Origin of the sequence: Nocardia alni (assembly GCF_019038435.1) — a bacterium.
In the GTDB taxonomy this organism is placed as follows: Bacteria; Actinomycetota; Actinomycetes; order Mycobacteriales; family Mycobacteriaceae; genus Nocardia; species Nocardia alni.
In genome coordinates this window covers 1-26,744 of sequence record NZ_JAGPOX010000080.1, presented here as the reverse complement: position 1 = coordinate 26,744, position 26,744 = coordinate 1, and the positions used below count along the sequence as shown (strand labels likewise).

The window sequence follows — 26,744 nt, the reverse complement described above, 5'->3', positions numbered from 1 at the left end:
GAGCCCGCATCGACCGGTTTCGAGTATTATTTGACCAAGTCAATCTAATTGGTGACGCAGTCAACTATTGATAGCCGAATCACCCCTGGAGGACCGCTTATGAGCACCGCCATCACCGAACAGACCGCCGACGCCGAGCACGTCGATCCCGACCAGACCGCCGCCGTGCGCGCCTTCAACCGGAACTACACCCGCGTCATCGGCGTCCTGCACGAACATCTCGTCGACACCGATTTCTCCCTCACCGAGGCGCGAATCCTGTTCGAACTGGCCCAGCTGAACACATCCGACACCATCGACTCGATCGACCTGCGTCAGCGGCTCGAGCTGGATCCGGGCTACCTCAGCCGCATCCTGACCCGGTTCGAGGGCGCGGGCCTGGTCGAATGCCGCCGCAGCGATGCCGATGCCCGCCGCAGGCAGGTGCGCCTGTCCGAATCCGGCCGCACCGTCTTCGCCGACCTGAACGAGCGGTCCAGCCGCGCGGCCGCCGGCCTGCTCGCCGAGCACCCCGCCACCGACCGCGCACGCCTGGTCGAGGCCATGCACACCATCGAGCGCATCCTGGGCGGGCATACCGAACCGGTGCGCATCCGCGAACCCCGTCCCGGCGACTACGGCTGGATCATCGCCCGCAACGCCGCGCTCTACGCCGCCGAATACGGCTGGGACGGCAGTTACGAAACCCTCGTCGCCCGGATCGTGACCGACTTCCTGGAAACCCACGACCCACACGTCGAACGGGCGTGGATCGCCGAATCCGACGGCGAGCGCCTGGGCGCGGTGTTCTGCATGCGTGACGACGAGCACACGGCCCGGCTGCGGCTGCTGCTGGTGGAGCCCGGGGCGCGTGGGCGGGGCGTGGGCGGCGCGCTGGTCGATCACTGCCTGGAATTCGCCACCGCCGCCGGATACCGGGACATGGTGCTGTGGACCAACGACGTGCTGAGCTCGGCCCGCCGCATCTACCAGCGCGCCGGATTCGAACTGGTGGAATCGGAACCGCACCACAGCTTCGGCCACGACCTCACCGGCCAGACCTGGCGGCGCACACTGCGCTGAGGGAGACGGTGAGCACAGCGGATGTGCCGAACATCGCATCAAGAGCACCACACACACCGGAAACTCACCGTCGCCCATTACTGTCGGAGGCATGGTCGCACCAGACACACACGGTGATGTGACGCCGCTGGGCGTCTGGCCGGGGACCGCGTACCCGCTGGGCGCCACCTATGACGGAGCGGGCACCAATTTCTCGGTGTTCTCCGAGGTCGCGGAGCGGGTCGAGCTCTGCCTGATCACCCGCGAAGGCGCCGAGACCCGGATACCCCTGGAAGAGGTCGACGGGTACGTCTGGCATGCTTACGTACCCGCGATCGCCCCCGGCCAGCGCTACGGCTTCCGGGTCCACGGCGAGTTCGCCCCGGAGCGCGGACTGCGCTGCGATGCGAGCAAACTGCTGCTGGACCCCTACGGCAAGGCGTTCGCCGGCGATTTCGACAACGACCCGTCGCTGTACACCTACGACCGGGATTCGCTGGGGCACACCATGACCAGTGTGGTGATCAACCCGTTCTTCGACTGGGCCGACGATCGCCCGCCCCGGCGCCCCTACCACCAGACCGTCATCTACGAGGCCCACGTCAAGGGCATGACGATGACCCATCCCCAGGTTCCGCAGGAATTGCGCGGCACCTATGCGGGGATCGCGCATCCGGCGATCGTCGATCATCTGAAAGACCTGGGCGTCACCGCGATCGAGCTGATGCCGGTGCACCAGTTCCTGCACGACCGGATGCTGCTGGACAAGGGCCTGCGAAACTACTGGGGCTACAACAGTTTCGGCTACCTGGCCCCGCACAGCGATTACGCCGCCGATCCACGCGCGGGCGCCGCGGTCACCGAATTCAAGGCGATGGTGCGCGCCCTGCACGCCGAGGGTATCGAGGTGATCCTCGACGTGGTCTACAACCACACCGGCGAGGGCAACCACCTGGGACCGACCCTGTCGCTACGCGGGATCGACAACGCCGCGTATTACCGTCTGTCCGAAGATGATCCGCAGCATTACGTCGACTACACCGGTACCGGCAACAGCCTCAACGTGCGCCAGCCGCACACCTTGCAGCTGATCATGGACTCGCTGCGCTACTGGATCCTGGACATGCACGTGGACGGCTTCCGCTTCGATCTGGCCGCCACCCTGGCCCGGGAGCTGCACGATGTGGACCGGCTGTCCACCTTCTTCGATCTGGTGCAACAGGATCCGGTGGTGAGCCAGGTCAAACTGATCGCCGAACCGTGGGACGTCGGCGAGGGCGGCTATCAGGTCGGCAACTTCCCGGGCCTGTGGACCGAGTGGAACGGCAAATACCGTGACACCGTGCGCGATTACTGGCGCGGTGAACCGGCGACGCTGGGCGAGTTCGCCTCCCGCCTGACCGGTTCCTCGGACCTGTACGAGGCCACCGGCCGCCGCCCCGGCGCGAGCATCAACTTCGTCACCGCGCACGACGGGTTCACACTGCGGGATCTGGTGTCCTACAACGATAAACACAACGAGGACAACGGCGAGGACAACCGCGACGGCGAGAGCCACAACCGGTCGTGGAACTGCGGCGTCGAGGGCCCGACCGATGATCCGCAGGTCCTGGCGCTGCGCGAGCGCCAGAGCCGCAACCTGATCGCCACCCTGGCGCTGTCCCAGGGCACACCGATGCTGCTGCACGGCGACGAGATGGGCCGCACCCAGCACGGCAACAACAACGCCTACTGCCAGGACTCCCCGCTGTCCTGGGTCGATTGGTCGCTGGCGCAGAAGAATTCGGATCTGGTCCGGTTCACCCGCGCCGCGTTCGCGCTGCGCGCCGCGCATCCGGTGTTCCGGCGACGCCGGTTCTTCGACGGCCATCCGCCCGCCTCCGAACCGCAGGGACGCGACGTGCCGCCCGATATCGCCTGGCTCACCCCGGCCGGCACGGAAATGACCGCCGCGGACTGGGATTCGGGCTTCGGCCGGTCACTGACGGTCTTCCTCAACGGCGCGCGGATCCCCGAGCCCGGCCCGCGCGGGGAGCGCATCCAGGACGACTCGTTCCTGCTGTGCTTCAACGCGCACGACTCCGCGATCGACTTCACCCTGCCCGGCCCGGACTTCGGCGACCACGGGGGACGGCAAGCCGGCGGGGTGGATCAGCGCTGGGCGGTGGTACTGGACTGTTCGACGCCCACCGGTTCCGCGGACGCCCTGTACGACGCGGCGGCGGTGGTGCCGGTGCCCGCGCGGTGCCTGCTGGTCCTGCGGCTGGTCGAGGCCGCGGGCGCATCCGATAGGGTGGGAGCAGGCATGGAGGGGACGGCGTGGGCGAGGATGTAGCACCCGCACGTCCTAATGAGATCAAGACAGAGATGACAGAAACCGCTTCGCCCGAATCACTCACCACACCGGCGGTCCGCCAGACCCCGGTCCGCAGCACCTACCGGCTGCAGCTGCGGCCGGACGCGCTGACGTTCGCCGACGCCCGCACCATCGCGGAGTACCTCCAACAGCTCGGTGTCTCGCATCTGTACCTCTCGCCGATCATGACCGCGATGCGCGGATCGACGCACGGCTACGACGTGGCCGATCCGACCGCGGTGTCCTCGGCGCTGGGCGGCCCGAACGGCCTGCGCATGCTGGCGGAGGAGGTGCGCAGCCGGGGTATGGGCCTGATCGTGGATCTGGTGCCCAACCATGTCGGCGTCGCCGATCCGCGGCAGAACCCGTGGTGGTGGGATGTGCTGACGCACGGCCGCAAGTCGAAGTTCGCGCACTTCTTCGATATCGACTGGAGCACCGGCAACGGGGCCGGGGGGCGCCTGGCGCTGCCGGTGCTGCAGAGTGAGAACGATCCGGCCGCGCTGAGCGTCGACCGCAGCGGCCCGGAACCGATGCTGGCGCTGCACGATCTGCGCTTCCCGATCGCGCCCGGCACCGACGGGGAGAACGCGCTGCGCATCCACGACCGTCAGCACTACCGGCTGGTCAGCTGGAAGGTCGGGGTCTGTACCTACCGGCGGTTCTTCGCGGTGTCCAGCCTCGCGGCGATCCGGCAGGAGGACCCGAAGGTCTTCGAGCTCACCCACCGCGAGCTGACCGCCTGGTGTGAGCACGATCTCATCGACGGGGTGCGGGTGGACCATCCGGACGGATTGGCCCGTCCCGCGGACTATCTGGCCCAGCTGCGCCGGGTGATCGGCCCGCGCCGGCTGCTGCTGGTGGAGAAGGTGCTGTCCAATCGCGAACCCCTGGACGCGATGCTGCCGATCGACGGCACCACCGGCTACGACGCCCTGGCCGATCTGGGCGGGGTGCTGATCGATCCGGGCGGGGAGCGGGCGCTGACCGATCTGTCGCGCCGCTTCTGCGAGCACGGCAGCAACAGCGCGTGGATCGGCAACAACGAGCACCGCATCAAGCGCGCGGTGGCCGAGAAGATGCTGGTGCCCGAGGTCCGCCGGCTGGTGGAGGCGATCAAGCGCGACGCCAACGCCGAGACCTTCGACACCATGGCGCTGACCAACGCCACCATCGAGGTGCTGTCGTTCATGCCGGTGTACCGCACCGACTACGCGCCGCTGGCCGGGATGATGACGAACGTCGTCACCAAGGTGTGCAAGCGCAACAACGAACTGTCCGTGCCGCTCTCGGTGCTGGTCACCGCACTGTCGGCGAACGGCGAGGCCGCGGTGCGGATGAACCAGGTGTGCGGGGCGGTGACCGCCAAGGCGGTCGAGGACACCATGTACTACCAGGGTGCGCGGCTGGTGTCGCTGCAGGAGGTGGGCGGCAATCCGGCCCGGTTCGGCCGGTCGGTGCTCGAGTTCCATCTGGCCAATGCCGAACGCGCGCAACGCTGGCCGGCCACGATGACCACGCTGTCCACGCACGACACCAAGCGCGGGGAGGATGTGCGCGCCCGCATCGGGGTGCTGTCGCAGGCCGCGGACCGCTGGTCCAAGGCGGTGACCGCGTGGAGCGCGATCGCACCCGCGCCCGACGGTGGGACGGCACTGTTCCTGCTGCAGAACATGTTCGGGGTCTGGCCTGCGGACGGCCGCTCCGCCACCGCGGTGCCCGGACTGCGGGAACGACTGCATCTGTTCGCGGAGAAGGCCGTTCGCGAGGCCGGTCTCAAGACCTCCTGGGAGGAACCTGATCTCGACTTCGAGGCGTCGCTGCATCAGTGGATCGACCTGGTGATCGACGGTCCCGTCGGAGCCGAGTTGTCCGAGCTGGTGGCCAAGCTGGCCCCGCACGCCTGGTCGGATGCGCTGTCGCAGAAGCTGTTACAGCTGTGCGGACCGGGCATTCCGGACATCTATCAGGGCTGCGAGGTGTGGGAGGATTCGCTCGTCGATCCGGACAACCGCCGCCCGGTCGACTTCGGGCGCCGCCTCTCGATGCTGCAATCGCTCACCGGCACACCGGAGCTGGATCCGTCCGGGGCGGCGAAGATGTGGATCGTGGCGTACGCGCTGTGGCTGCGGCGCGAGCGGCCGGACTGCTTCGTCGACGGGACCTACACGCCGCTGTTCGCCGCGGGCGATGTCGGCGGACATCTGATCGCCTTCGCCCGCGGCCGGGCCGACGAGCCGCCGCAGGTGATCGCCGCGGCCACCCGGCACAGTGTGCGGCTGGCCGAGACCGGTTGGGGCGACGCGGCTCTGGACCTGCCCGCGGGCACCTGGACCGACCGCCTGACCGGACATACCTTCACCACCCGCGTGCGCTTGGAGAAGCTGTTCACCCGGTTACCGGTCGCCCTGCTCGTGCGCTGAACGACTCCACCGACCGTCGTCCCGGCATGCCTTTGGCCGGGATCTACTGTGCACCGATGGATTCCGGCCAAAAGCATGCCGGAATGACGAGTCGGGGCATGACGGGGATTCAGGCGGTGACTTCTTCAGAGGTCGTGGCCGCACCGTCCGCCGCGGCGAGTTTTTCCGTTTCCGCGACCGATTCGACGTGCCCGGTGGTCTGTTCCGTCGGCACGCAATCGTCGCAGTCCCGCGCCCAGCGGCGCACATTCGGCGGGTCGTACTCGCTGTCGCCGCACGCGCAGGACGCCAGGTACACCCGTTGGTCCGGCCGTGCGTCCAGGCGACGCCAGGAGTCCCGGTAGAACCGCGTATCGCGCGGGTGGACCAGCAGGCCGACCAGATTCGCGATCCGATAGAACAGATTCAGCGTGCTGTGCGGGCGAACCGGTCCGGTCGCCGTGGCGCTGTGTGCGATCGACTCCTCCAGCCTGTCCCGGTCGATTTCCAGGCCCTGCTCGCACGCTTCACGGACCATCCAGCGCAGCGTGCGATCCGACAGACGACCGTCCGGCAGGCCACCGCCGATATCGGTGTGGCAGCCCTCGAACCACACCTGCTTGACCCTGTCCGGCCACTGCTCGGCGACACCGGCCTCGTCGATGACCTCCCACAGACACGGTGAGTAGAGGCGTCGGCGCTCGTCGATGGCCAGTGCCTGGCGGGCGCAATGGACGGTCGGCGCGAGCCGCAGATCGTGGAATCGGTACTTACCGGAGGTGATTCCGGGCACGCCCATCGCGCCGACGGTATCGAAGACACCGAGGAATTTGATCGGCACCGGCGCGCGGCAGTACTGCTCCCGGAACTGCACCCACTGCGCCGGATCCGGATCGTCGGGGTGCGCCTTACGCTGCCGGAAGATAGCCAGTGCGTCCGGCAGGCGGCCCTCGGACAGCGCGTCCGGGGTCAGCAGGCCGATACGGTTGATCAGCCCGGACAGACTGCGCGCGAGATACGCGCCGCGGCTGAAGCCGAACAGGAAGATCTCGTCGTCGGGTTCCCAGTTCAGCGCCAGCTGCCAGTACAGCGTCGACAGCGCCGAATCCAGGCCCACCCCGAACATGCCACCGAGGATCTTATCGGCGGAATACCCGCGCGTGCCGGGACCGTCGGTGTAGAACACCTGCTGTTCGACCATCCGCCCATCCGCTTCGGATGTATTCAGGCGCAATGATTCCGCAATCTTCACCACGTTCGACACCGACGGGTTGCTCTCGGCTCCCCAGGTTCCGTCGCAGCACACGACCAGTCGTTTCATAGCAAGGATCCTCCCGCCCCGCTTCGTGGCGAATCTCGCGTAGCGGACTACCTGTTTTGCCGCTACCGATCCGCGCCGATGCTAATCATTCCCCCGGGACCCGCCCGGTACACACTTATTTTTCCGAGCCACCGGTCCCGGACGGTCGCATCCGCGCGTATCCGGCCCGCCGCGGAGCGAGTGGCTCCGCGTGTCGTGCGACACGCGGAATCCCTGTCCGATCGGTTCCGCGCTGGTCATCGCGCCGCGCTCATATACCACGCGCCCGGGGGGCGAACCGGCGCGGCGCGGCGGGATTCAGGTGTCGGTGGGGCGATCTAGAATCCACTTCGTGTCAGCCTCGCCGGGATCATTCGTCCACCTTCACAACCACACCGAGTACTCGATGCTCGATGGCGCGGCGAAGATCACGCCCTTGTTCAAGGAGGCCGAGCGCCTCGGCATGACGGCCGTCGGCATGACCGACCACGGCAACATGTTCGGCGCCTCGGAGTTCTACAACTCCGCCAAGAAGCAGGGCATCACGCCGATCATCGGCATCGAGGCGTACATCGCGCCCGCCTCCCGCTTCAACACCAAGCGCGTGCAGTGGGGCGATCCGAGCCAGAAGGGCGACGACGTCTCCGGCTCGGGTGCGTACACCCATATGACGATGGTCGCCGAGAACGCGACCGGCCTGCGCAACCTGTTCAAGCTGTCGAGCCTGGCCTCGCTCGAGGGCCAGCTCGGCAAGTGGTCCCGCATGGACGAGGAGATCATCGCCGAGCACGCCGAGGGCATCATCGCCACCACCGGCTGCCCGTCGGGCGAGGTGCAGACCCGCCTGCGCCTGGGCCACGAGCGCGAAGCCCTCGAGGCGGCGGCCAAGTGGCAGGAGATCTTCGGCAAGGAGAATTTCTTCCTGGAGATCATGGACCACGGACTGTCCATCGAGACCCGGGTGCGCCAGGGCCTGCTCGAGGTCGGCAAGAAGCTGGGCATTCCCCCGCTGGCGACCAACGACTGCCACTACGTGCACCAGACCGACTCCACCAACCACGAAGCGCTGCTGTGCATTCAGACCGGCAAGACGCTCTCGGACCCGACCCGCTTCAAATTCGACGGCAGCGGCTACTACCTCAAGTCCGCCGACGAGATGCGCGCCATCTGGGACGCCGAGGTGCCCGGCGCCTGCGACAACACCGTGCTGATCGGCGAGCGGGTGCAGTCCTACGACGAGGTCTGGAACCACCGCGACCGGATGCCCGTCTTCCCGGTTCCCGAGGGATACGACCAGGCCAGCTGGCTGCGCGAGGAGGTGCGGCGCGGACTGCTGCGGCGTTTCCCGGAGGGCCCGTCGCAGAGGTACATCGATCAGGTCGAGTACGAGATCGGCGTCATCCTGGAAATGGGCTTCCCGGCCTACTTCCTGGTCGTCGGCGACCTCATCAACCATGCCCGCGACGTCGGCATCCGGGTCGGCCCGGGCCGCGGCTCGGCGGCCGGTTCACTGGTCGCCTTCGCGCTGGGCATCACCAATATCGACCCGCTGCCGCACGGTCTGCTGTTCGAGCGGTTCCTCAACCCCGAGCGCGTGTCGATGCCCGATATCGATATCGACTTCGACGATCGCCGCCGCGGTGAGATGGTGCGCTACGCCTCGGAGAAGTACGGCGTCGACAAGGTGGCACAGGTCATCACCTTCGGCACCATCAAAACCAAGGCCGCGCTGAAGGATTCCGCGCGCGTGCTGCACGGCCAGCCCGGTTTCGCCATCGCCGACCAGATCACCAAAGCGCTGCCGCCGCCGATCATGGCCAAGGACATCTCGGTCTCGGGCATCACCGATCCCGAGCACGAGCGGTACAAGGAGGCTGCCGAGGTCCGCGGCCTGATCGAGTCCAATCCCGAGATCGCGAAGATCTACGAGACCGCCAAGGGCCTCGAGGGCCTGATCCGCAACGCGGGCGTGCATGCCTGCGCGGTGATCATGTCCTGCGATCCGCTCACAGACGCGATCCCGGTGTGGAAGCGCGCCCAGGACGGCGCCATCATCACCGGCTGGGACTACCCGTCCTGCGAGGCCATCGGCCTGTTGAAGATGGACTTCCTGGGCCTGCGCAACCTGACGGTCATCGGCGACGCGCTGGAGAACATCAAGGCCAACCGGGGCGTCGACCTCGATATGGACAATCTGCCGCTGGACGACGCGCCCACCTTCGAATTGCTCTCGCGCGGTGAAACTCTCGGCGTGTTCCAGCTCGATGGTGGCCCCATGCGCGATCTGCTGCGCCGCATGCAGCCCAACGCGTTCGAGGACATCGTCGCGGTCGGCGCGCTGTACCGGCCCGGTCCGATGGGCATGAACGCGCACAACGATTACGCCGATCGCAAGAACGCTCGCCAAGAGGTCAAGCCGATCCACCCGGAGCTCGAGGAGCCGCTGAAGGAGATCCTCGGCGAGACCTTCGGCCTGATCGTCTACCAAGAGCAGATCATGCACGTCGCGCAGAAAGTGGCCGGATACTCGCTCGGCCGAGCCGATATCCTGCGCCGCGCGATGGGTAAGAAGAAGGCCGAGGTGCTCGAAGCCGAATTCGAGGGCTTCGAGAAGGGCATGATGGACAACGGTTTCTCCAAGGCCTCCATCAAGGCGCTGTGGGACACCATCCTTCCGTTCGCCGGTTACGCGTTCAACAAATCACACGCCGCCGCCTACGGCCTGGTCTCGTACTGGACCGCCTACCTGAAGGCGAACTACCCGGCCGAGTACATGGCCGCGCTGCTCACCAGCGTCGGCGACGACAAGGACAAGGCCGCGGTCTACCTGGCCGACTGCCGGCGCCTGGGCATCCAGGTGCTGCCGCCCGATGTCAACGAGTCCGAACTCGAATTCGCCTCCGTCGGCCACGACATCCGTTTCGGCATGGGCGCGGTGCGCAACGTCGGGGCGAACGTGGTGGCCTCGATCATCGCCGCCCGCAAGGAGAAGTCGAAGTTCACCGACTTCTCCGATTATCTGAACAAGATCGACACCGTGGCCTGTACCAAGAAGGTCACCGAATCGCTCATCAAGGCCGGTGCGTTCGACTCGCTCGACCATCCGCGCAAGGGACTGTTCCTGGTCCACTCCGATGCGATCGACGCGGTGATGTCGACCAAGAAGGCCGAGGCGATCGGCCAGTTCGACCTGTTCGGCGGCCTCGACGACGGGGACGACAGCATCTCGGGCGTCTTCGATGTGAAGGTCCCCGACGAGGAGTGGGAGTCCAAGCACAAGCTCGCGCTGGAACGGGAGATGCTGGGCCTGTACGTGTCCGGGCATCCGCTCAACGGTGTCGAGCACGTGCTCGCGGCGCAGGCGGATACTCCGATCCCAGCGATTCTGCAGGGCGATGTCAAGGACGGCGCCCAGGTCACCATCGGCGGCATCCTGGCCTCGGTGAACCGCCGCGTCAACAAGAACGGGCTGCCGTGGGCCTCGGCGCAGCTGGAAGATCTCACCGGCGGGATCGAGGTGTTGTTCTTCCCGCAGTCCTATTCGGTCTACGGCATGGACGTGGTGGAGGACGCCGTCGTCCTGGTGAAGGCCCGCGTCTCGGCTCGCGGCGACCGCATTTCGCTGATCGCCAACGACCTCGTGGTCCCGGATCTGTCGGCCATCGGCATGGAAAAGCCCCTCGCGGTGACGATTCCGACCCGCATGTGCACCCCCGACAAGGTCAACGCCCTCAAGCGGGTCCTGTCCAACCACCCCGGCACCGCTGACGTGCACATCCGCCACGTCGGCTCCCGCGAGCGGACCACCCTGCTCAAGGTCGCCGACAACCTGCGGGTATCCCCGTCCTCGGCGCTCATGGGTGACCTGAAGGCCCTCCTGGGCCCCGGCTGCCTGGCGAGTTAGCGGTTCGAGCCGCCCGCCGGCGGGCCCGCGCTGGCGCGCACGACCAGCGTCGGCACCACCGGAGGCGGCTCGGGCACGTCGATCTCGCCCTCGAGCAGTTGCAGCAGCAGCCGCATACTGCGCCGGCCCACCTCGTCGAAGTCCTGGCGCACGGTGGTCAACGGCGGGGTCAGGTATGCGGCCTCGGGGATGTCATCGAAGCCGACCACCGAGATGTCCTCGGGCACCCGGATCCCGCGTTCGGCGAAGGCGCGCAGCACGCCGAGGGCCATCTGGTCGTTGGCGGTGAACACCGCGCTGACCCCGGGCTCCACGGCCAGCGTCACCCCCGCGTCGTAGCCGGAGCGGGCGCTCCAGTCACCACCGATCACCGGCGGGATCGTCGCGCCCGCGGCCTCGAGCGTGCGCCGCCAGCCCTCGAGGCGGTCGCGCGCCTCGTACCAGCCGCTCGGGCCGGTCACATGCCATACCGTGCGATGCCCCAGGTCCAGCAGGTGCTGCACGACCAGCCGGGTGCCCTCGATCTGATCCACCGACGCCGCGGGCAGACCGGCGTCCTGACCGGACTCCACGGCGATCGCGACCAGTTGGGCGGGCAGATCGTGCAGCGCGGCCTCGGCGTACAGCTGCGGGGCGATGATGATCACTCCGTCCACGCCCTGATCCGCCAGCGCGTTGACCGCGTCCAGCACACCGAGCCGATCCACCCGCTCGATGGTGGCGATGCTGACGCCGTAGCCCGCGGCGCGCGCGGCCCGTTCGATGCCGAGCATCATCGAGGCCGGGCCGTACAGCACGGTGTCGAAGGTGACCACGCCCAGCACCTTGGAGCGCCGGCTCACCAGGCCGCGAGCCATCGCGTTGGGGCGATAACCCAGTTCGGCCACCGCGGCCAGCACCCGTTCGCGCGTCTCCGGGCGCACCTGCGGGCTGTCGTTCAACACCCGCGAGACGGTCTGATGCGACACACCGGCGAGCTTGGCCACATCGGTCATCACCGCCGGGCGGTCCTGCCTGCCCGCTGGATGCCCGTTCCGGTCTCTCACATTCACACCTTCCGCGCCGGTCGCACCGGCGTTCATCCGAGTTTCAGATTAGCGCTCGCGCGGGTCGCGCCCCACCGAACACCGCACACGAGGCCGAATCCGGTGCGTCGCAAGCAATATCGACATAATACGGATACCGTCAGGTCGGTACCGTGCCCGAATGATCTATTGTTAACGTTAACATTTATTGTGGGACTTATCGCGTGTCGACCGACCGATATCAGAAATAGTTCCAGCCCAATGTATTCCGCTGGGGAACGAATCACGGTCCGCGCAACGCGTCGCGCCCGAACAGCTGACGCATTTCAGCCACGTGGGCACATCTCGGCCGTGCGAATTACGGCGACCGTCAGGAGACCAGGCGAATGCGGCGCGCGGCCACAGCGACGGACCAACGTAGTACCGCGACCGCGGCGGCGGCCAGCACGGCCACTTGCGGGTCGATGACGAGCAGCAGAATCAGGAAGGTCAGCGCGGCGAGGGCTACGGCCTCGAGTTTGAACAGTGGCCAGCGGACACCGGCGATGTCGACCGTCTGAACACCGGCGACACGAGGATATTGGTGAACCACTACCATCTGATCAGGCTACGCGGATCATGAAGTTCGGTCAAACGAACTTTCCGTCCAGGAGTAACCCCGGAGCCGCTGCGTATCGTTCGCGGCATGCCACTATCCGGAGAGTATGCACCGACTCCCCGGCCCCAGGCCCGCGAACAGGCCGATCTGTTCGGAGGGGGTACTGCCCGTGTGCCCGGTTCGCTCCGACAAGCCGGACATACGTATTTCTCCCGCGCCGATCACCCATAACCGGCACGCGGGTCCACTCCGACGACCGGCACGTCATGCGGATCCGGCATCCGGATAGCATGTTCGGGTGTCCAATCCGCTTGATGTCGCAGAGAAGTTGCCCCAGTCGTCGCGCCCCCTGAGCGCCGACGATATCGACACTGCCGCCAAGCGAATTTCGACCATTATCGAGCCGACGCCGTTGCAGCGCATCGAGCGCATCTCGGCCCGCTCGGGCGCGAACGTGTACGTCAAGCGCGAGGACCTCACGGCCGTGCGCTCGTACAAGCTGCGCGGTGCCTACAACCTGATCGTGCAGCTCACCGAGGCCGAACGGGACGCGGGCGTCGTCACCGCCAGCGCCGGAAACCACGCTCAGGGCGTGGCGTACGCCTGCCGGGCGATGGGCATCTCGGGCCGCATCTACGTGCCCACCAACACGCCCAAACAGAAGCGCGACCGAATCCGCGCACACGGCGGTGAATTCGTCGAACTGATCGCCGTCGGCAATACCTTCGACGCCGCGGCCGTCGCGGCCGCCGACGACGTCGCTCGTACGGGCGCGACGATGGTGCCGCCCTTCGACGATCCGCGCACCGCGGCCGGGCAGGGCACCATCGCGGTGGAGCTGCTCGAGCAGCTCGATCGCGCACCGGACCTGGTGATCATCCCGGTCGGCGGCGGTGGCTGCCTGGCCGGGATCGGCACCTACCTGCGCGAGCGCTCACCCTCCACCGCCATCCTCGCGGTGGAGCCCGCGGGCGCGGCCTCGATGACAGCCGCACTGGTCGCCGGTGGCCCGGTGACGCTGCCGGAGATCGATCCGTTCGTGGACGGGGCGGCGGTGAAACGCATCGGCGATCTGCCGTATGCCGCGGTGACAGCTTTCGGCGGCCGGGTCATCTCACACGCCTCGCTGCCACTGCTGACCGCGGCCGAATCGCCGCACGGTGCGGGCACCTTCCGCCTGATGCTGGTGGACGAGGGCGCGATCTGCACGGCCATGCTGGAGCTGTATCAGAACGAGGGCATCATCGCCGAGCCCGCCGGGGCACTGGCCCTGGCCGGACTGGCCGAGATCGACGTGGAACCGGATTCGACGGTGGTGTGCCTGCTGTCGGGCGGTAACAACGACGTATCCCGGTACGGGGAGATCATCGAGCGCTCGCTGGTACATCAGGGCCTGAAGCACTATTTCCTGGTGGACTTCCCGCAGGAGCCCGGTGCGCTGCGCCGCTTCCTGGACGAGGTGCTCGGCCCGGACGACGACGTCGCGCTGTTCGAATACGTCAAGCGCAACAACCGCGAGACCGGTGCGGCCCTGGTCGGCATCGAACTGGGCGACCGCTCGGATCTGGAGCCGCTGCTGAAGCGCATGCAGGCCTCGCCGTTGCAGTGCGAGCGTTTGGAGCCGGGCTCCCCCGCCTACCGGTACCTCACCTGACGACGCGCCTGGAGATCTCCTGGTCTCAGGCGAACCCGCCCCAACCCACGGCACCGATCGCACAGGCCGGATGCCGATTCGTGGTCGTGCGGATGCGCCCTGAGTCACGCTGCCCGTCTCGCGGGGACGTTCGCGCGACGGGACACAGCGCGGGCCCCGCGTGCGGCCAGCGGCAGAATCCAGGTGGAGGCCAGCTGGTCCCAGGCGAAGGTGCCCAGGTCCAGGCGGTTGTGCACGAAGCCGATGGACAGGCCCGAGCGCGGGTCGGCCCAGCCGAAGGATCCGCCGAGGCCGATGTGGCCGAATCCGCTCTGCGTGCCGGTCGGCATCGAGTGGTAGCCCAGATGCCACATCATCGGCATGTAGAACAGCGTGTGGTCCGGCCGGTAGGTCTGCACGCGGCGCAGCCCCGCGACCGTGTGCGCCGACAAGTAGCGGCGACCCGCGACCGTGCCGTCCCCGGCGAGCGCACCGTACAGGGTGGCCAGCGCGGGGGCGGTGCAGACGCCGTTGCCCGCGCCCAGTTCGGTGTCCAGGACCGGCGGATCATCGCCTGCCACAAGGGTTTCCACGCCCGGCAGGAACAGCGCCCGGGTGGCCGCGCCGACCGGGCCGGGCAGGCCGTAGGCGTGCCCGAAGAACATCGCGCCGATCGGTGCACCCACCGCCGACAGTCTCGAACCGCACAGCGCCGCAACGGGTGTCGAGGACCCACCGGGTGGGCGCCCCAGATGAATTCCGTCGACGCCCAGCGGTTCGGCGACCTCGGTGCGGAACAGTTCGGCCAGGCTCGATCCGGTGATCGCCCGCGCCAACCCGGCCACCAGCCAGCCGTAGGTGAACGCGTGGTACGCCGGAACGCCCAGCAGCCGATCGGGCGTCGCCGCGGCCAGGCGCTGCTGCATCAGTTCGTGGTCGAGCACGTCCTGTGCCCGGGTTGCGATCTGGGGCAGCGCGGACAGTCCGGTCCGATGGGTCATCAACTGCCGCACCGTAATCCGCTCTTTACCGGCAGCGCCGAACTCCGGCCAGTACGCGGCGATGGGCGCGTCGTAGTCGAGCAGGCCGCGGTCGGCCAGGCGGTGCAGGACCGTGGAGGCGACGCCCTTGGTCGCCGAGAAGACGATCGCACCGGTGTCGTGGGTCCACTCGACGCCAGAACTCGCGTATCCGGTCCAGATGTCCACCAGCGGCTCACCGTGCCGGAACACCGTCAGCCCTGCTCCCGCCCCGGTCCTTCCACCGACGAATTTGCCGAAAGCCCGTACCAACGGCGAGAATTCGGTGGCCGCATACCCGCGCACACCCGCGGGAAGGGGCACCGCATCGTGGGGTGAAGCGACGCTGCTCACACCACTTACGGTACGGCCATACCATAACGGCACGGTCGAAGTTGCGCGATCGTTACTCCCGCTCGGTCGATCCATTTCGCCCGGAAGCAGTACGAAAGCTGGCCGGGCGCACCCGGGACCGGGTCGCCGACGGCAACCACCGGCAGCCGGGCGACCCGGCCGAGGCGGCCGCGGCTATCCTGACCACACTCGACGCGCCGGACCGGGCGCGGCGCCTGCTGCCGGCGCGGACCGCCTCGGCCGGGTGGAGACCAAATACCGGGATTTTCTGGACGATATAGAGACCTGGCGCGGGGTGTCGATCAATACTGCGTTCCAGGAGGTTCCGGCTGGAACGGTGCCGGGATATTGGTGAATCGGGGGCGCGCCCCCTTTTGGAGCTCATGGTGACAACGAATACGCCCCCGACCGGGACCTCGGTCGCGGCACGGATGGACCGGCTGCCGATCACGCCGCTGCACATGCTCATCACGGCCGTCATCGGCATAGGCCTGTTCTTCGACCTCTACGAGGTCTTCCTGTCGGGAACGCTCAGCACGGTGCTGCAGAAGCAGTTCCACATCGGCGGGAACGGGCTGACGCTGCTGCTGTCCTCGGCGTTTCTGGGAATGTTCCTCGGCAGCATCGTGATCGGCCGGATCGCGGACCGGTTCGGGCGGCGGCGAGCGTTCCTGCTGTCGCTGGGGATCTATTCGGCCTTCACCCTGCTTGCCGCGTTCAGCCCGGACGCCTGGTTCCTGGTGCTGTGCCGCTTCCTGGCCGGATTCGGCATCGGCGCCGGATTGCCGGTGGCCGACGCCTACCTCGGCGATCTGCTTCCGGCGGCCAAGCGCGGGCTGTACACGGCGATCGCGTACACGGTCGGCTTCGTCGGCGTTCCGGCCGGGGGTTTCCTGGGGCATTGGCTGGTGCCGCTGCATCCGCTCGGGATCGCCGGGTGGCGGTGGCTGTTCGTCTTCGGCGCGATCGGGGCGGTGCTCATCGTCGCGATGCAGAGCCGGTTGCCGGAGTCGCCGCGCTGGCTGTCCGCGGCCGGCCGGGACGCCGAGGCCGACGCCATCGTCACGCGATTCGAGCGCAGCGCGAGCGAGCGTGGAATCACCCTCGCCGAGCCGTCGCCCACGACACCGCCGACCGGCCGCGGCGCGCAGGTCGCCGAGTTGTTCCAGCGGCCGTACGCGGGCCGCACCTGGATGATGCTCATCTTCCATTTCCTGCAGAGCTGGGGCTATTACGGTTTCGGCACCCTCGTGCCGTTGGTGCTGGTCGCGCGGGGGTACGACGTCGTCACCGGGCTGGGCTTTCTCGGGGTGATCTTCATCGGCTATCCGATCGGCTCGGCGTTGTCACTGCCGATCATCGAGCGCACCGAACGTAAATATCTGATCATCGGCTCGGCCGTGGCGATGTCGGTATTCGGCCTGGTCTTCGGGGCGTCCCGGTCCGAGGCGGCGATTCTGATTCTCGGCTTCTGCTACACCGCGACCAGCAACATCTTCTCCAACGCATTCCACGTCTACCAGGCGGAGATATTCCCGACGCGCCTGCGCGGCACGGCCAGCGCGGGCACGTACTCGATATCCCGGCTCTCCAGCGGACTGCTGCCGTTCATCCTGGTGCCGATCCTGCATCACTTCGGCTCGACCTGGATGTTCGTCGCGGTGGCCGTAGCCATGGTGATCGCCGCGCTGGATATCGTCGTGGGCGGCCCGCACACCACCGGGCGAACCCTCACCGAGGTGAACTCGACCGGGGCACAGGGCAGCGGCGATGAGCCCAGAGTCCGCGAGGAGACCGGGAATTCGGCGTAGACCTCGCGCTCCCCGCCATCCGCCACGACCTGGGTGCGAGTATGGCCGGGTTCCGGACGGATACACTGTGGCGCTGGCCGCGCTGCTGCTAAGTTCGGGGCGAGCCGGGGACCTCTGGAGGCATCGCCGGGTGCTGTGCGGCGGGGTGATCGTGGTCGTGGTCGCCTCGGCCGGATGCATGCTCGCGCCCGATGATCACCTAGCGCGCGGTGCAGGGCATCGGCGCCGGATCGTGCTGCCCGCGACGCTGGCGCTGATCCCGCATCTGTTCACCGACGAGTCCGCACGCGGGCGGGCGACCGTGAGCTGGGTCGGCACCGGCGCGGCACATCGGTGTCGAGGATAATGACGGAGTCGACTTCAGCCCGGCACCGGCGCAGCGGTTTCGAGGATCACGAACGAGTGTGCCGGCAGGGTGGTGTGAGTCGGATGCTGCTCGATCGTCTCCCAGAACAGCAGCGCTGTTCCGATGATCGGCACGTCGACCGCCCGATCCGCCAGATTGCAGACGACGTGAACGGTGTTGCGGTGCAGGACTATCCACTGGGCGTCTTCGTCGTAGTCGACTGTTAGCCGGTCCAGGCGGGGGTCCGCGAGATCGGGGTGGGTACGACGCAGGGACAGCAGGGCGCGGTAGCAATCCAGGAGCCGAGCGTGCGCGGGTGCGGCGGGTTCCGACCAGTCCAGCTTCGATCGCTGGAAGGTCGCCGGATCCTGCGGGTCGGGGATATCGGTGGCGGACCAGCCGTGGTCGGCGAATTCGGCCCCGCGTCCGGCGGCGACCGCGGCGGCCAGTTCGGGTTCGGGATGCGAGGTGAAGAACTGGAACGGGGTTCGCGCGCCCCACTCCTCCCCCATGAACAGCATCGGCGTATACGGCGAGCCCAGCACCAGTGCCGCCTTGATCGCGAGCTGTCCGTCGGTGAGATAGGCGGCGGGGCGATCGCCCAGCGCGCGGTTGCCGATCTGATCGTGCGTGCAGGTGTAGGCGAGCAGGGCACTGGCCGGAACGAGGTGAGTGTTCAGCGGACGGCCGTGGATTCGGCCGCGGAAGCTGGAATAGGTTGCAGCGTGGAAGAATCCGTGTCGCAGCGTCCGCGCCAGACAGCACAGTGAGCCGAAGTCGGCGTAGTAGCCCTGACGTTCGCCGGAAACCGCGGTGTGCACGGCGTGATGCAGGTCGTCGCTCCACTGCCCGCGCAGCCCGTATCCCCCGGCGGCACGCGGGGTGATCAACCGGGGGTCGTTCAGATCGCTCTCCGCGATGAGGGTCAGCGGCCGCCCCAGCCGTGCGGACAGCGCGTCGGTCTCGGTCGCGAGTTCCTCCAGCAGCCCGATCGCCCGGCGGTCCACCAGGGCGTGCACGGCGTCCAATCGCAGTGCGTCGATATGGAATTCATCGAACCAGCGCAGTGCGTTTCCGATGATGAAGCGGCGCACCTCATCCGAGCCTTGCCCGTCGAGGTTGAGGCTCTCCCCCCAGGTGTTGTGCCCCGCACCGAGATACGGCCCGAACCTCGGCAGATAGTTCCCCGACGGGCCGAGATGGTTGTAGACGACGTCCAGCGCCACAGCCAGACCCCGTGCGTGACAGGCATTCACGAATCGCTGTAACCCGTCCGGGCCGCCGTACGCCTCGTGCACCGCGTACCACAGCACACCGTCGTATCCCCAGTTCCACACCCCGTTGAAGGCGTTGACCGGCATGACCTCGACCGTCGTGATCCCCAGATCCACCAGGTGGCCCAGCCGCTCGATCGCCGCGTCGAAGGTACCCTCCGGCGTGAACGTCCCGATATGCAGTTCGTACAGCACCGAACCGCCCAGCTGCCGGCCGGTCCAACCGGAATCGGTCCATCGCGCCGAGTCGAGCGTGTGCAGCGCGGACAGGCCGTGAACCCCGTCCGGCTGCCGGGCCGATCGCGGGTCGGGCAGGACCGCCGGATCGTCGTCGAGCAGATACCCATACCGTGCCCCTGCCGCGGCCTCGATCTCGGCCCGCCACCATCCGTGATTCTCGCTCATCGGATGCACCCGGCCCTCGACCTCGACCAGCACCCGCCCGGCTCGCGGCGCCCACACCTCGAATGTCACCGGCCCAGCATCGCACGGCGCCGGCAACTGTCCACCGCACGAGCCGCCCAGCAGGTCCATGGCCCTGGTGACCGAGCAGGGCCAGTTGGCGAACGACGGGCACTCGCCTGCTGCATGGAGCGGATCCGCCCGGCCTCCCGCTACATTTTTCAGGCTCGAAACTCCGGTTTCGGACGAAACCGTCCACAAAATGTAGCGGGAGGCCGGTTCTCTCAAACCCCCCGAGACCGCCGGTCGGGTGTCAGGCGATTTTCTTGGTCATGAACACACTCAACGGGTCGGGTCGGTAGTCGCCGAAGGGCTCGCAGTACTCGAATCCGTGGGCCAGATACAGCCGGCGCGCGGGTTCGAAGAAATCCTCCGAGCCGGTCTCGAGACTTAATCGGGTCAGACCCATGCGCACCGATTCGGCCTCGAGATGTCCCAGCAGCCGCGCGGCTACGCCGCGACGGCGATGTGTGTCGGCGGTACGCATCGACTTGATCTCGCCGTGGGTTGCGTCCAAGCGCTTGATCGCGCCGCAGCCAGCGATCCGGCCCTGTTCGCGCACCGACCAGACGGTGACCTCCGGGCGTCGCAATCCGTTGAGATCCAGCGCGTGCACGCTCTCGGCCTGCGAGGTGACGCTGTGCATCTCGGTGAGATGGCCGCTGATCAGCCCGAGGATGTCCGGGCCGGTCAGGTCATCGATTTCGATCTCCACGATGGTCACGGTATCGAACCGACCCTGCGGTATCGGCAGTGGTGGCACAGTCGAGGGCATGGGCTTCTACAGCGAACGGGTGTTGCCACGGATCGTGGATCTGACCTGCGGGCGGACCGATCACGACCCCATCCGCAGGCGGGTTACGGCGGGCTTGGCGGGTCGGGTCGTGGAGATCGGATTCGGATCGGGACGCAACGTGCCGTTCTATCCGGCGCGGGTGAAGGCGGTGACCGCGGTCGAACCCGCCGATCTCGGCTGGCGGTTGGCGAGCGAGCGGGTCGCGCAGGCTCCGGTACCTGTGCAGCGGGCCGGGCTCGACGGACAGTCGCTGCCGTTCGAGGACGACAGCTTCGACACCGCGCTGTCGACGTGGACCATGTGCACGATCCCGGATGCCGGCATCGCGCTTGCCGAGCTCCGGCGGGTGCTGATCCCGGGCGGCACACTGCATTTCGTCGAGCACGGCCTGGCGCCCGACGCGGCGGTACAGCATTGGCAGCACCGGCTGGATCCGGTGCAGAGCACCCTGTTCGGCGGTTGCCACCTGAACCGCGACATCCGCGGGATCATCGAACGCGCCGGATTCACGATCAGTGATATCGACGTCTTCTATCAGGCGCCCGGCCCGAAATTCCTTGCCGCGCTGAGCCTGGGCGTCGCCGTCTCGCCGTAGATACGGTCACCTCCATGTGCCGCGGCTGGAATCGCCTGGTACGGAGATGGTTACGCTGGATCCCAGCAAAATGAGCACGGGGGTGACGGAACAGGATCCGCACCGGGATGGCGGGATCACCAACGGCACCGGGATAGCCGTACTCCCGCGCGATGACTTCGGTGGAGGACCTGGCTACATGCGGATGCCCTGGTAGTCGAACGAAAACGATCCGCACCTCGGCGACGAACAGCAACGACAGCGGAGTGACGAAACAGCAACCAGCAGGGTGACGGAAACAGCATCGACAGTCGGTGACGGGAACCGCAAACGTGCCCGGATGACGAGACATCGGTGCGCGAACCTTATGTGGCCAGGCCCCTTCCAGCGGCGGGAGCGTATCCGGCCAGCCGGGACGCCAGGGCGGTGTGGTCGAACGGCTTCACCAGATAGGCCAGTGCGCCCGCGGACAGCGCCGCGCGGACCGTCTCGGCGGCGGTGAGCATCATGGCCTCGCAACGCAATTCGCGCACCAGGTCGATGCCGGAACCGTCGGGCAGGTACACATCGACCAGTGCCAGATCGAATTGCGCCGCGGCGAGGGCCTCGCGCGCCGCGGCCAGGGTGTGCGCGGTGGCGCCGACGGTGAACCCCGGTAGCGCCGAGACTATTCCGGCGTGCAGGTTCGCAACCCGAAAGTCATCGTCGACTACCAGAACCCGCAATTCGGCCATGGTCATACCGTGCTCCTTCCATCCTCGACGACACTCGCACCCGCCACCGGCGAATCACCCTCGAAACTCCCGACGACCCGCCGCGGCAACGCCGGAACAGCCTCACGCCCAGCGGGTATGCCGACCGATATCACCCAGCCGTTCACGCGGTGCCCGCTTCCACCAGCACCCCCGTCAGCCGCGCGATGAACTCCGCACCGCGTAGCGCCTCACCCGAACCAGCCGCGCCGCCACCCGGATTCGCCAGCACCACATCACCCGAGCGCCCGCGCAATCTGCCGCGACAGCGCCAGGCCGACCCCCCCGGCCACCGGGTGCGCCGTTGTCTGGGCGGGTCGAAACCCCTTCGGCGAACACCGATCCCACCAGATCGGCCGGACACTGAGCCGATCGAATGTCGCGTTCGAGCCCAGCCGCCGTGGTCGACTCCTCACCGCCCAGTAGTCGGCGCACCAGGCACTGAGCACAACGCGGCATTTGCGGCTTGCGTGGATTGTGCGCACAACCGTGCCGGATGTGACCCGGAACACCTACTGTCACAAGGCGGTCGCACACCGGGGTGTGGCTCGAGGAATGTCAGGAGCTGATCCCGTGACTGTGACCCAGGGGCTGTCCATTGCCCTGCTGGTGCTTGTGCTGGTGGTGGCCGTATGGCGGCGAATGAACATCGGTGTGCTCGCCCTGGCGGCCGCGGTGCCGATCCTCGCGCTCTCCGGTGTCGCCGCCACCAAGGCGTACACGGCCTTCCCCGGCGATCTCGTCGTGCTGATCGCGGGCGTCTCGCTGCTGTTCGCGCACGTGGAACGCAGCGGCGCGCTCAGCGCGGTGGTGGAAAAGGTCTACGAGAAGGTCGGCGACCGTCAACTGCTGCTGCCGTGGGTGGGATTCGTCATCGCCGCGGCGCTGTCCTCGGCGGGCGCCTTCTCCACCGCGCCGATCGCCTTCCTCGTGCCGCTGGTGGCGTATTTCGGTGTGCGATACCGGGAGTCGTTCTACCTGTGTGAACTCGCGGTGGTGATCGGGGCGAACTCCGCGGGACTGTCCCCGCTGAACCCGACCGGCGCGAGCGTCCTGGCCGCGGCCGAGAAGCTGCACGTGCACTACAGCACCTGGGGGCTGTGGGCGGTGTCGATGCTCGTCGCGGCCGTCGTCGTGCTCGTGCTGCAGGTGATTCAGGAGATCCGGCGGCGGCGCGGCGGCGGATTCACGGTGATCCCGGCTCCCGCGCTGACCGGGGACGAGACTCCCCAGCCCGGTGAGGTGGCCGCCCCGAGCCTGTACCGCTGGTGCTCCGGGCTGGCACTGCCGGTGTTCCTGGTACTCGTGTTGTTCGCGAAGTGGGACGTCGGTTTCACCGCGATGGGCCTGGTAGCGCTGTTGCAGATCGCGTTCCGGCCGCCGGAGCGCGCGATCCTGGGCCGGGTGCCGTGGTCGAGCATCCTGCTGCTGGCGGGCCTGCTGACCTATCTGGGCCTGATGCAGACCATCGGCACCATGAAGTCGATCGAGGGGCTGCTGCACCACCTGGGCACCGGCGTCGCGCTGGTCCTGGTCGTGTCGTATATGACCGCACTGCTGTGCAATATCGAGAGTTCCACGCTCGGGGTGCTGAACCTGATGATGCCGCTGGTGTTCACGGCGTTCACCGGCTCCGAGAACCTGTTCTGGATCGTTTGCGCGGTATGCGTACCCGCCGCGCTGTCCGTGATGAACCCGGTGCACGTCGCGGGCACGCTGATCATCGCCAACAGCGCGCAGGAACAGCAGAACATGTTGTTCCGCAAGCTGTTCACGCTGGCGGTGACGCTGTCGCTGATCGTGCCCGGACTGCTCGGACTGTTCGCTGTCGCGATGTGAGACATCCGCGGGACGCACCACCGATGAGGGGGTGGTGCGTCGGGGCCTTCGAGCTAGGCCGGCCAGCCGCCGTACGGGACGGTCAGCATCTCCAGAGCGTGGCCGCTGGGATCCAGGAAGTACACCCCGCGCCCGCCGTCGTTGTGGTTGATCTCGCCCGGATACTGCTGTCGCGGATCGGCCCAGTAGCTCAGGTTCTTCTCCTTGATCTTCGCGAAGCCCGAGTCGAAATCCTGCTCGGATACCAGGAACGCGTAGTGCGCTCGCTGGATCTCGGTGACGTCCGAGGAGACGTCGGCGAAATCGAAGGTGATCCCGTTGGCGACCTTGACCGGAACGAACCGCCCGAAGTTCGGCGAAACCTCGAGCCCGAGGATGTCCGCCCAGAATTCGGCGGACTCCCGGCTGTCGTGGCTGTAAACGATCGTGTGATTGAACTGAATCGCCATATCCGTCCTTTCCCGTCGTGCTTCGTCACCTTCCATACTGCCCCGGTCAGGACCGGGGAATCAGCTGCGAAGCGGGGATATCAGGGCAAGAATCAGGGTTGTCCCCCAGGCGGCGCGCGGCCCACCTCACAGCCCACGGTAGCGATGCGTGAGCTGACCGCAATTGACCTGCCACGCACAGTAATCAGCCCGCGACACTCGACTAATGGCCCGGCAACAGCCCGGTGATGTGCTGGACGTATGAAAATCACATCCCTGTTCAAGGCCAAGCCCGCCGCGTCCGAGCCCGCCGCCGACGACCGGACGATCTACGAGAAGATCGGCGGCCAGGAGGCGATCGAGGTCGTCGTCGAGGACTTCTACGTCCGGGTCCTCGCGGACGAGGCGCTCGCGGGATTCTTCACGGGCGCCAATATGTCCCGGCTCAAGGGCAAGCAGGTCGAGTTCTTCGCCGCGGCTCTCGGCGGCCCCGAGCCTTACACCGGTGCGCCGATGAAGCAGGTGCACCAGGGGCGCGGCATCATGATGGAACATTTCATGCTGGTCGCCGGGCACCTCAGCGACTCGCTGATCGCGGCCGGGGTCCCCCAGGACATCGTCGAGCAGATCATCGCCGCGGTGTCGCCGCTGGCCGGCGATATCGCCTCCGACGCGGCCACGGCCTAGTCCTACCGCTGTACCGACGGGCCGCCGCGACGCTTCAGCCCATCCGAGCCCAGCGGCGGCACAAAGGTTTTCGCGCGTCGATTTTCGCGCGTCGATGCGCGATTCACCGCAGCCGTAGATGGTGGTGCAGCAGCACCGCCAATTGGACGCGGGCGTCCTCGAACGGGTGCAGGGACTTGAGCGCGCGGCTCTGCACGATCGTGCCCTCGACCACCGACAACAGCAGCCCTGCCACCGAGCACGCGGTCGCCTGCTCCATCCCCGCGGCGACCATCCCGTCCGCCAGGCGGGCGGTCCATTCGGCGAAGGCCTGCCCGGCGGTGGACTGCACCGCCGGCTCCATCTCGTCCAGCGCCGCGGCCATCATGAACGAGCCCGCGCGAAAGTCGCTGTTCTCCAAGGGCTCCCGCCAGAACGCGAGCAGCTCGTCCAGCCACTTCTCGGCCGAGGGCGCACTCGCCAGGCTGTCCGCCATTCGGGCGACGTGTGAATAGACCAGCCGCGCGACGACTTTCGCGGCCGTCTCCACCAATTCCCCCTTACCCGAGGGGAAGTGCTGATACAGCGAGTTTCGGGAGGCGTTGCTCCGCTCGAGCAATTCGGATAGGCCCGCCGCGTGCACGCCATGCTCCTGCACCGTCGAGATGGTGCTGGCGATCAATCGCGCGCGCGGACCCGCTGCCATGGGTGTGCTCCTGTTCTGCCGGCCCTTGCCTGAACCGATCGGTTCATGTTAGACCTTAACCGTATGAACCGATTGGTTCATACGAAACGTAAGGACCCGCATGCCCGCGCTCATCACCACCGCCGCCCCCGTCGCGCACGTCGCAGCCTTGGGCCTCGGCGTGTACCGGCCTCGCCGGATCGTCCCGAACGCCGAGATCGTCGAGGCCATCGACTCTTCCGACGAGTGGATCAAGACGCGCTCCGGCATCGCCTCGCGGCATTGGGCCGGACCCGACGAGACGATCGTCACAATGAGCGCCGTCGCCGCGCGCCGCGCCCTGGAGGCCGCGCAGCTGACCCCCGATCAGGTCGACGCCGTGGTCCTGGCGACGTCCTCGCAGATGGTGCTCGGCCCCTCGGCCGGCGCGGTGGTGGCCACCGAACTGGGCATGCACGACACCGCGGCCTACGACGTCTCCGCCGGTTGCGCCGGGTTCTGCTACGCCCTGGCCAACGCCGCGAATCTGGTCCGGGCGGGTCAGGCCAGGCACGTGCTGGTGATCGGGGTGGAGCGGCTGTCGGATCTGCTCGATCCCACCGACCGCACCTGCGCGTTCATCTTCGCCGACGGCGCGGGCGCGTGCGTCATCGGACCGTCCGAGACCGAGGGCATCGGCCCGGTGGCGTGGGGCTCGGATGGCAGCCAGACCGCGGCGATCAAGCAGGACAAGGACTTTCAGGAATACTTCGCCGAGGTAGCGGCGGCCGAGGCGACCGGAGGCACCTCGCAGCGGCCCTACATCCGGATGAACGGCACCGCCGTATTCCGCTGGGCCGTCACATTTTTGGAGAAGGCATGCCGCACCGCGCTGGGCAATGCCGGTGTGTCCGTGGAGGATCTGGACGCGTTCGTCCCGCATCAGGCCAACAGCCGGATCACCGACGCACTGGTCAAGGCGCTGGGCATGCCCGAATCGGTCGCGGTGGCCCGCGATATCACCGAGACCGGCAACACCAGCGCGGCCTCCATCCCGATGGCGATGGAGCAACTGCTGCGCTCGGGTGAGGCCAAGCCCGGCGATACCGCGCTGCTGCTCGGTTTCGGCGCGGGACTGGCCTACGCCGGGCAGGTCGTACGGTTGCCGGAGATCTATTCGGACACCTCCCCCGAGAAGTGAGCACCTCGCAGTAACGGCCCGGTACATCGCAATTCGCCCGAAACGACACCACGGCACGCCCGTATGCCGGTTGTTCGCCAACACGGTGACCGAAATCCTCTGGCGCGGCAGGCGCGGCCGTTAGAGTGCCCGCGTGCCCATGGACCGTCGGAGTATGTTGCGCGTCGCCGCCCAGACCGCTGCTGCCGGAGCGCTCGTCTCCGGGTGCGAGGTCGATCATTCGACCGCGACCGGCAAGGCAGCGGCAACCACCGAAGTCGTTCCTGTGCACGCGATCACCCCGCCCCCGCCCCCGCCGC

At 67.5% G+C, this 26,744-nt stretch carries 19 protein-coding genes and 1 pseudogene; 11 read left to right on the top strand and 9 right to left on the bottom strand.

All coding sequences use genetic code 11. The features are described from left to right. Positions 1–99: 99 nt before the first annotated feature. From JZ791_RS26855 to treY, 3 genes are all read left to right on the top strand, one after another. Positions 100–1,062, top strand: a complete 963-nt coding sequence (locus JZ791_RS26855; protein WP_216898017.1) for a bifunctional helix-turn-helix transcriptional regulator/GNAT family N-acetyltransferase — start codon at positions 100–102, stop codon at positions 1,060–1,062. Positions 1,063–1,153: 91 nt separating this feature from the next. Next, complete coding sequence (gene glgX / locus JZ791_RS26850) at positions 1,154–3,376, top strand: glycogen debranching protein GlgX (protein ID WP_216898016.1); 2,223 nt, start codon at positions 1,154–1,156, stop codon at positions 3,374–3,376. A 32-nt stretch (positions 3,377–3,408) separates the two neighbouring features. Then, positions 3,409–5,820 (top strand): malto-oligosyltrehalose synthase, encoded by a 2,412-nt coding sequence (gene treY, locus JZ791_RS26845; RefSeq protein WP_216898015.1) that lies wholly within the window; start codon positions 3,409–3,411, stop codon positions 5,818–5,820. A gap of 109 nt (positions 5,821–5,929) precedes the next feature. Here treY and JZ791_RS26840 read toward each other — a convergent pair whose 3' ends face one another. Beyond that, positions 5,930–7,120, bottom strand: a complete 1,191-nt coding sequence (locus tag JZ791_RS26840) for a T6SS phospholipase effector Tle1-like catalytic domain-containing protein (protein ID WP_216898014.1) — start codon at positions 7,118–7,120, stop codon at positions 5,930–5,932. Positions 7,121–7,451: 331 nt separating this feature from the next. Between JZ791_RS26840 and dnaE the strand changes: the two genes are divergently transcribed. Further along, positions 7,452–11,003 (top strand): DNA polymerase III subunit alpha, encoded by a 3,552-nt coding sequence (gene dnaE / locus JZ791_RS26835; RefSeq protein ID WP_216898013.1) that lies wholly within the window; start codon positions 7,452–7,454, stop codon positions 11,001–11,003. Here dnaE and JZ791_RS26830 read toward each other — a convergent pair. Both JZ791_RS26830 and JZ791_RS26825 read right to left on the bottom strand, forming a co-directional pair. Continuing rightward, complete coding sequence (locus JZ791_RS26830) at positions 11,000–12,049, bottom strand: LacI family DNA-binding transcriptional regulator (RefSeq protein ID WP_308163111.1); 1,050 nt, start codon at positions 12,047–12,049, stop codon at positions 11,000–11,002. The two genes, dnaE and JZ791_RS26830, sit on opposite strands and share 4 nt — an antisense overlap. Before the next feature lie 349 nt (positions 12,050–12,398). After that, positions 12,399–12,626 carry a hypothetical protein gene (locus JZ791_RS26825; RefSeq protein WP_216898011.1) on the bottom strand — a complete coding sequence of 76 codons (228 nt, stop codon included), beginning with the start codon at positions 12,624–12,626 and terminating at the stop codon, positions 12,399–12,401. 298 nt (positions 12,627–12,924) lie between these two features. On the opposite strand from JZ791_RS26825, the gene ilvA reads away from it, so the two are divergent. Beyond that, on the top strand, positions 12,925–14,280 hold the full coding sequence (gene ilvA, locus JZ791_RS26820) for a threonine ammonia-lyase IlvA (RefSeq protein ID WP_216898010.1): 1,356 nt from the start codon (positions 12,925–12,927) through the stop codon (positions 14,278–14,280). 104 nt (positions 14,281–14,384) lie between these two features. Here the strand turns inward: ilvA and JZ791_RS26815 are convergent, their stop codons facing one another. Continuing rightward, positions 14,385–15,707, bottom strand: a complete 1,323-nt coding sequence (locus tag JZ791_RS26815) for a serine hydrolase domain-containing protein (protein WP_216898009.1) — start codon at positions 15,705–15,707, stop codon at positions 14,385–14,387. Positions 15,708–16,015: 308 nt separating this feature from the next. Here JZ791_RS26815 and JZ791_RS26810 point away from each other — a divergent pair, with 308 nt between their 5' ends. Both JZ791_RS26810 and JZ791_RS26805 read left to right on the top strand, forming a co-directional pair. Next, a complete protein-coding gene (locus JZ791_RS26810) occupies positions 16,016–17,443 on the top strand; it encodes an MFS transporter (RefSeq protein WP_216898008.1) in 1,428 nt (475 codons plus the stop codon). Positions 17,444–17,573: 130 nt separating this feature from the next. Next, complete coding sequence (locus tag JZ791_RS26805) at positions 17,574–17,789, top strand: hypothetical protein (RefSeq protein WP_216898007.1); 216 nt, start codon at positions 17,574–17,576, stop codon at positions 17,787–17,789. 14 nt (positions 17,790–17,803) lie between these two features. Here JZ791_RS26805 and treZ read toward each other — a convergent pair whose 3' ends face one another. Together treZ and JZ791_RS26795 are read right to left on the bottom strand one after the other, a co-directional pair. Further along, complete coding sequence (gene treZ, locus JZ791_RS26800; protein ID WP_308163109.1) at positions 17,804–19,537, bottom strand: malto-oligosyltrehalose trehalohydrolase; 1,734 nt, start codon at positions 19,535–19,537, stop codon at positions 17,804–17,806. 241 nt (positions 19,538–19,778) lie between these two features. Beyond that, entirely contained in the window at positions 19,779–20,240 is a 462-nt protein-coding gene (locus tag JZ791_RS26795) for a GNAT family N-acetyltransferase (protein ID WP_216898005.1), read from the bottom strand. A 58-nt stretch (positions 20,241–20,298) separates the two neighbouring features. Here JZ791_RS26795 and JZ791_RS26790 point away from each other — a divergent pair, with 58 nt between their 5' ends. After that, positions 20,299–20,916, top strand: coding sequence for a class I SAM-dependent methyltransferase (locus JZ791_RS26790; RefSeq protein ID WP_216898004.1), 618 nt, complete (start codon positions 20,299–20,301; stop codon positions 20,914–20,916). Positions 20,917–21,290: 374 nt separating this feature from the next. Here JZ791_RS26790 and JZ791_RS26785 read toward each other — a convergent pair. Beyond that, positions 21,291–21,629: pseudogene (locus tag JZ791_RS26785) on the bottom strand (response regulator); the annotation flags it as partial. Between the two features lie 591 nt (positions 21,630–22,220). Here JZ791_RS26785 and JZ791_RS26780 point away from each other — a divergent pair. Beyond that, on the top strand, positions 22,221–23,486 hold the full coding sequence (locus tag JZ791_RS26780) for an SLC13 family permease (protein WP_216898002.1): 1,266 nt from the start codon (positions 22,221–22,223) through the stop codon (positions 23,484–23,486). A gap of 53 nt (positions 23,487–23,539) precedes the next feature. Here JZ791_RS26780 and JZ791_RS26775 read toward each other — a convergent pair whose 3' ends face one another. Continuing rightward, positions 23,540–23,935 (bottom strand): VOC family protein, encoded by a 396-nt coding sequence (locus JZ791_RS26775; RefSeq protein ID WP_216898001.1) that lies wholly within the window; start codon positions 23,933–23,935, stop codon positions 23,540–23,542. Between the two features lie 240 nt (positions 23,936–24,175). Here JZ791_RS26775 and JZ791_RS26770 point away from each other — a divergent pair, with 240 nt between their 5' ends. Beyond that, entirely contained in the window at positions 24,176–24,601 is a 426-nt protein-coding gene (locus tag JZ791_RS26770) for a group I truncated hemoglobin (protein WP_216898000.1), read from the top strand. A 103-nt stretch (positions 24,602–24,704) separates the two neighbouring features. Here the strand turns inward: JZ791_RS26770 and JZ791_RS26765 are convergent, their stop codons facing one another. Next, positions 24,705–25,286 carry a TetR/AcrR family transcriptional regulator gene (locus JZ791_RS26765; protein WP_216897999.1) on the bottom strand — a complete coding sequence of 194 codons (582 nt, stop codon included), beginning with the start codon at positions 25,284–25,286 and terminating at the stop codon, positions 24,705–24,707. 100 nt (positions 25,287–25,386) lie between these two features. Between JZ791_RS26765 and JZ791_RS26760 the strand changes: the two genes are divergently transcribed. Next, positions 25,387–26,445 (top strand): beta-ketoacyl-ACP synthase III, encoded by a 1,059-nt coding sequence (locus JZ791_RS26760; RefSeq protein WP_216897998.1) that lies wholly within the window; start codon positions 25,387–25,389, stop codon positions 26,443–26,445. Positions 26,446–26,744 lie beyond the last annotated feature (299 nt).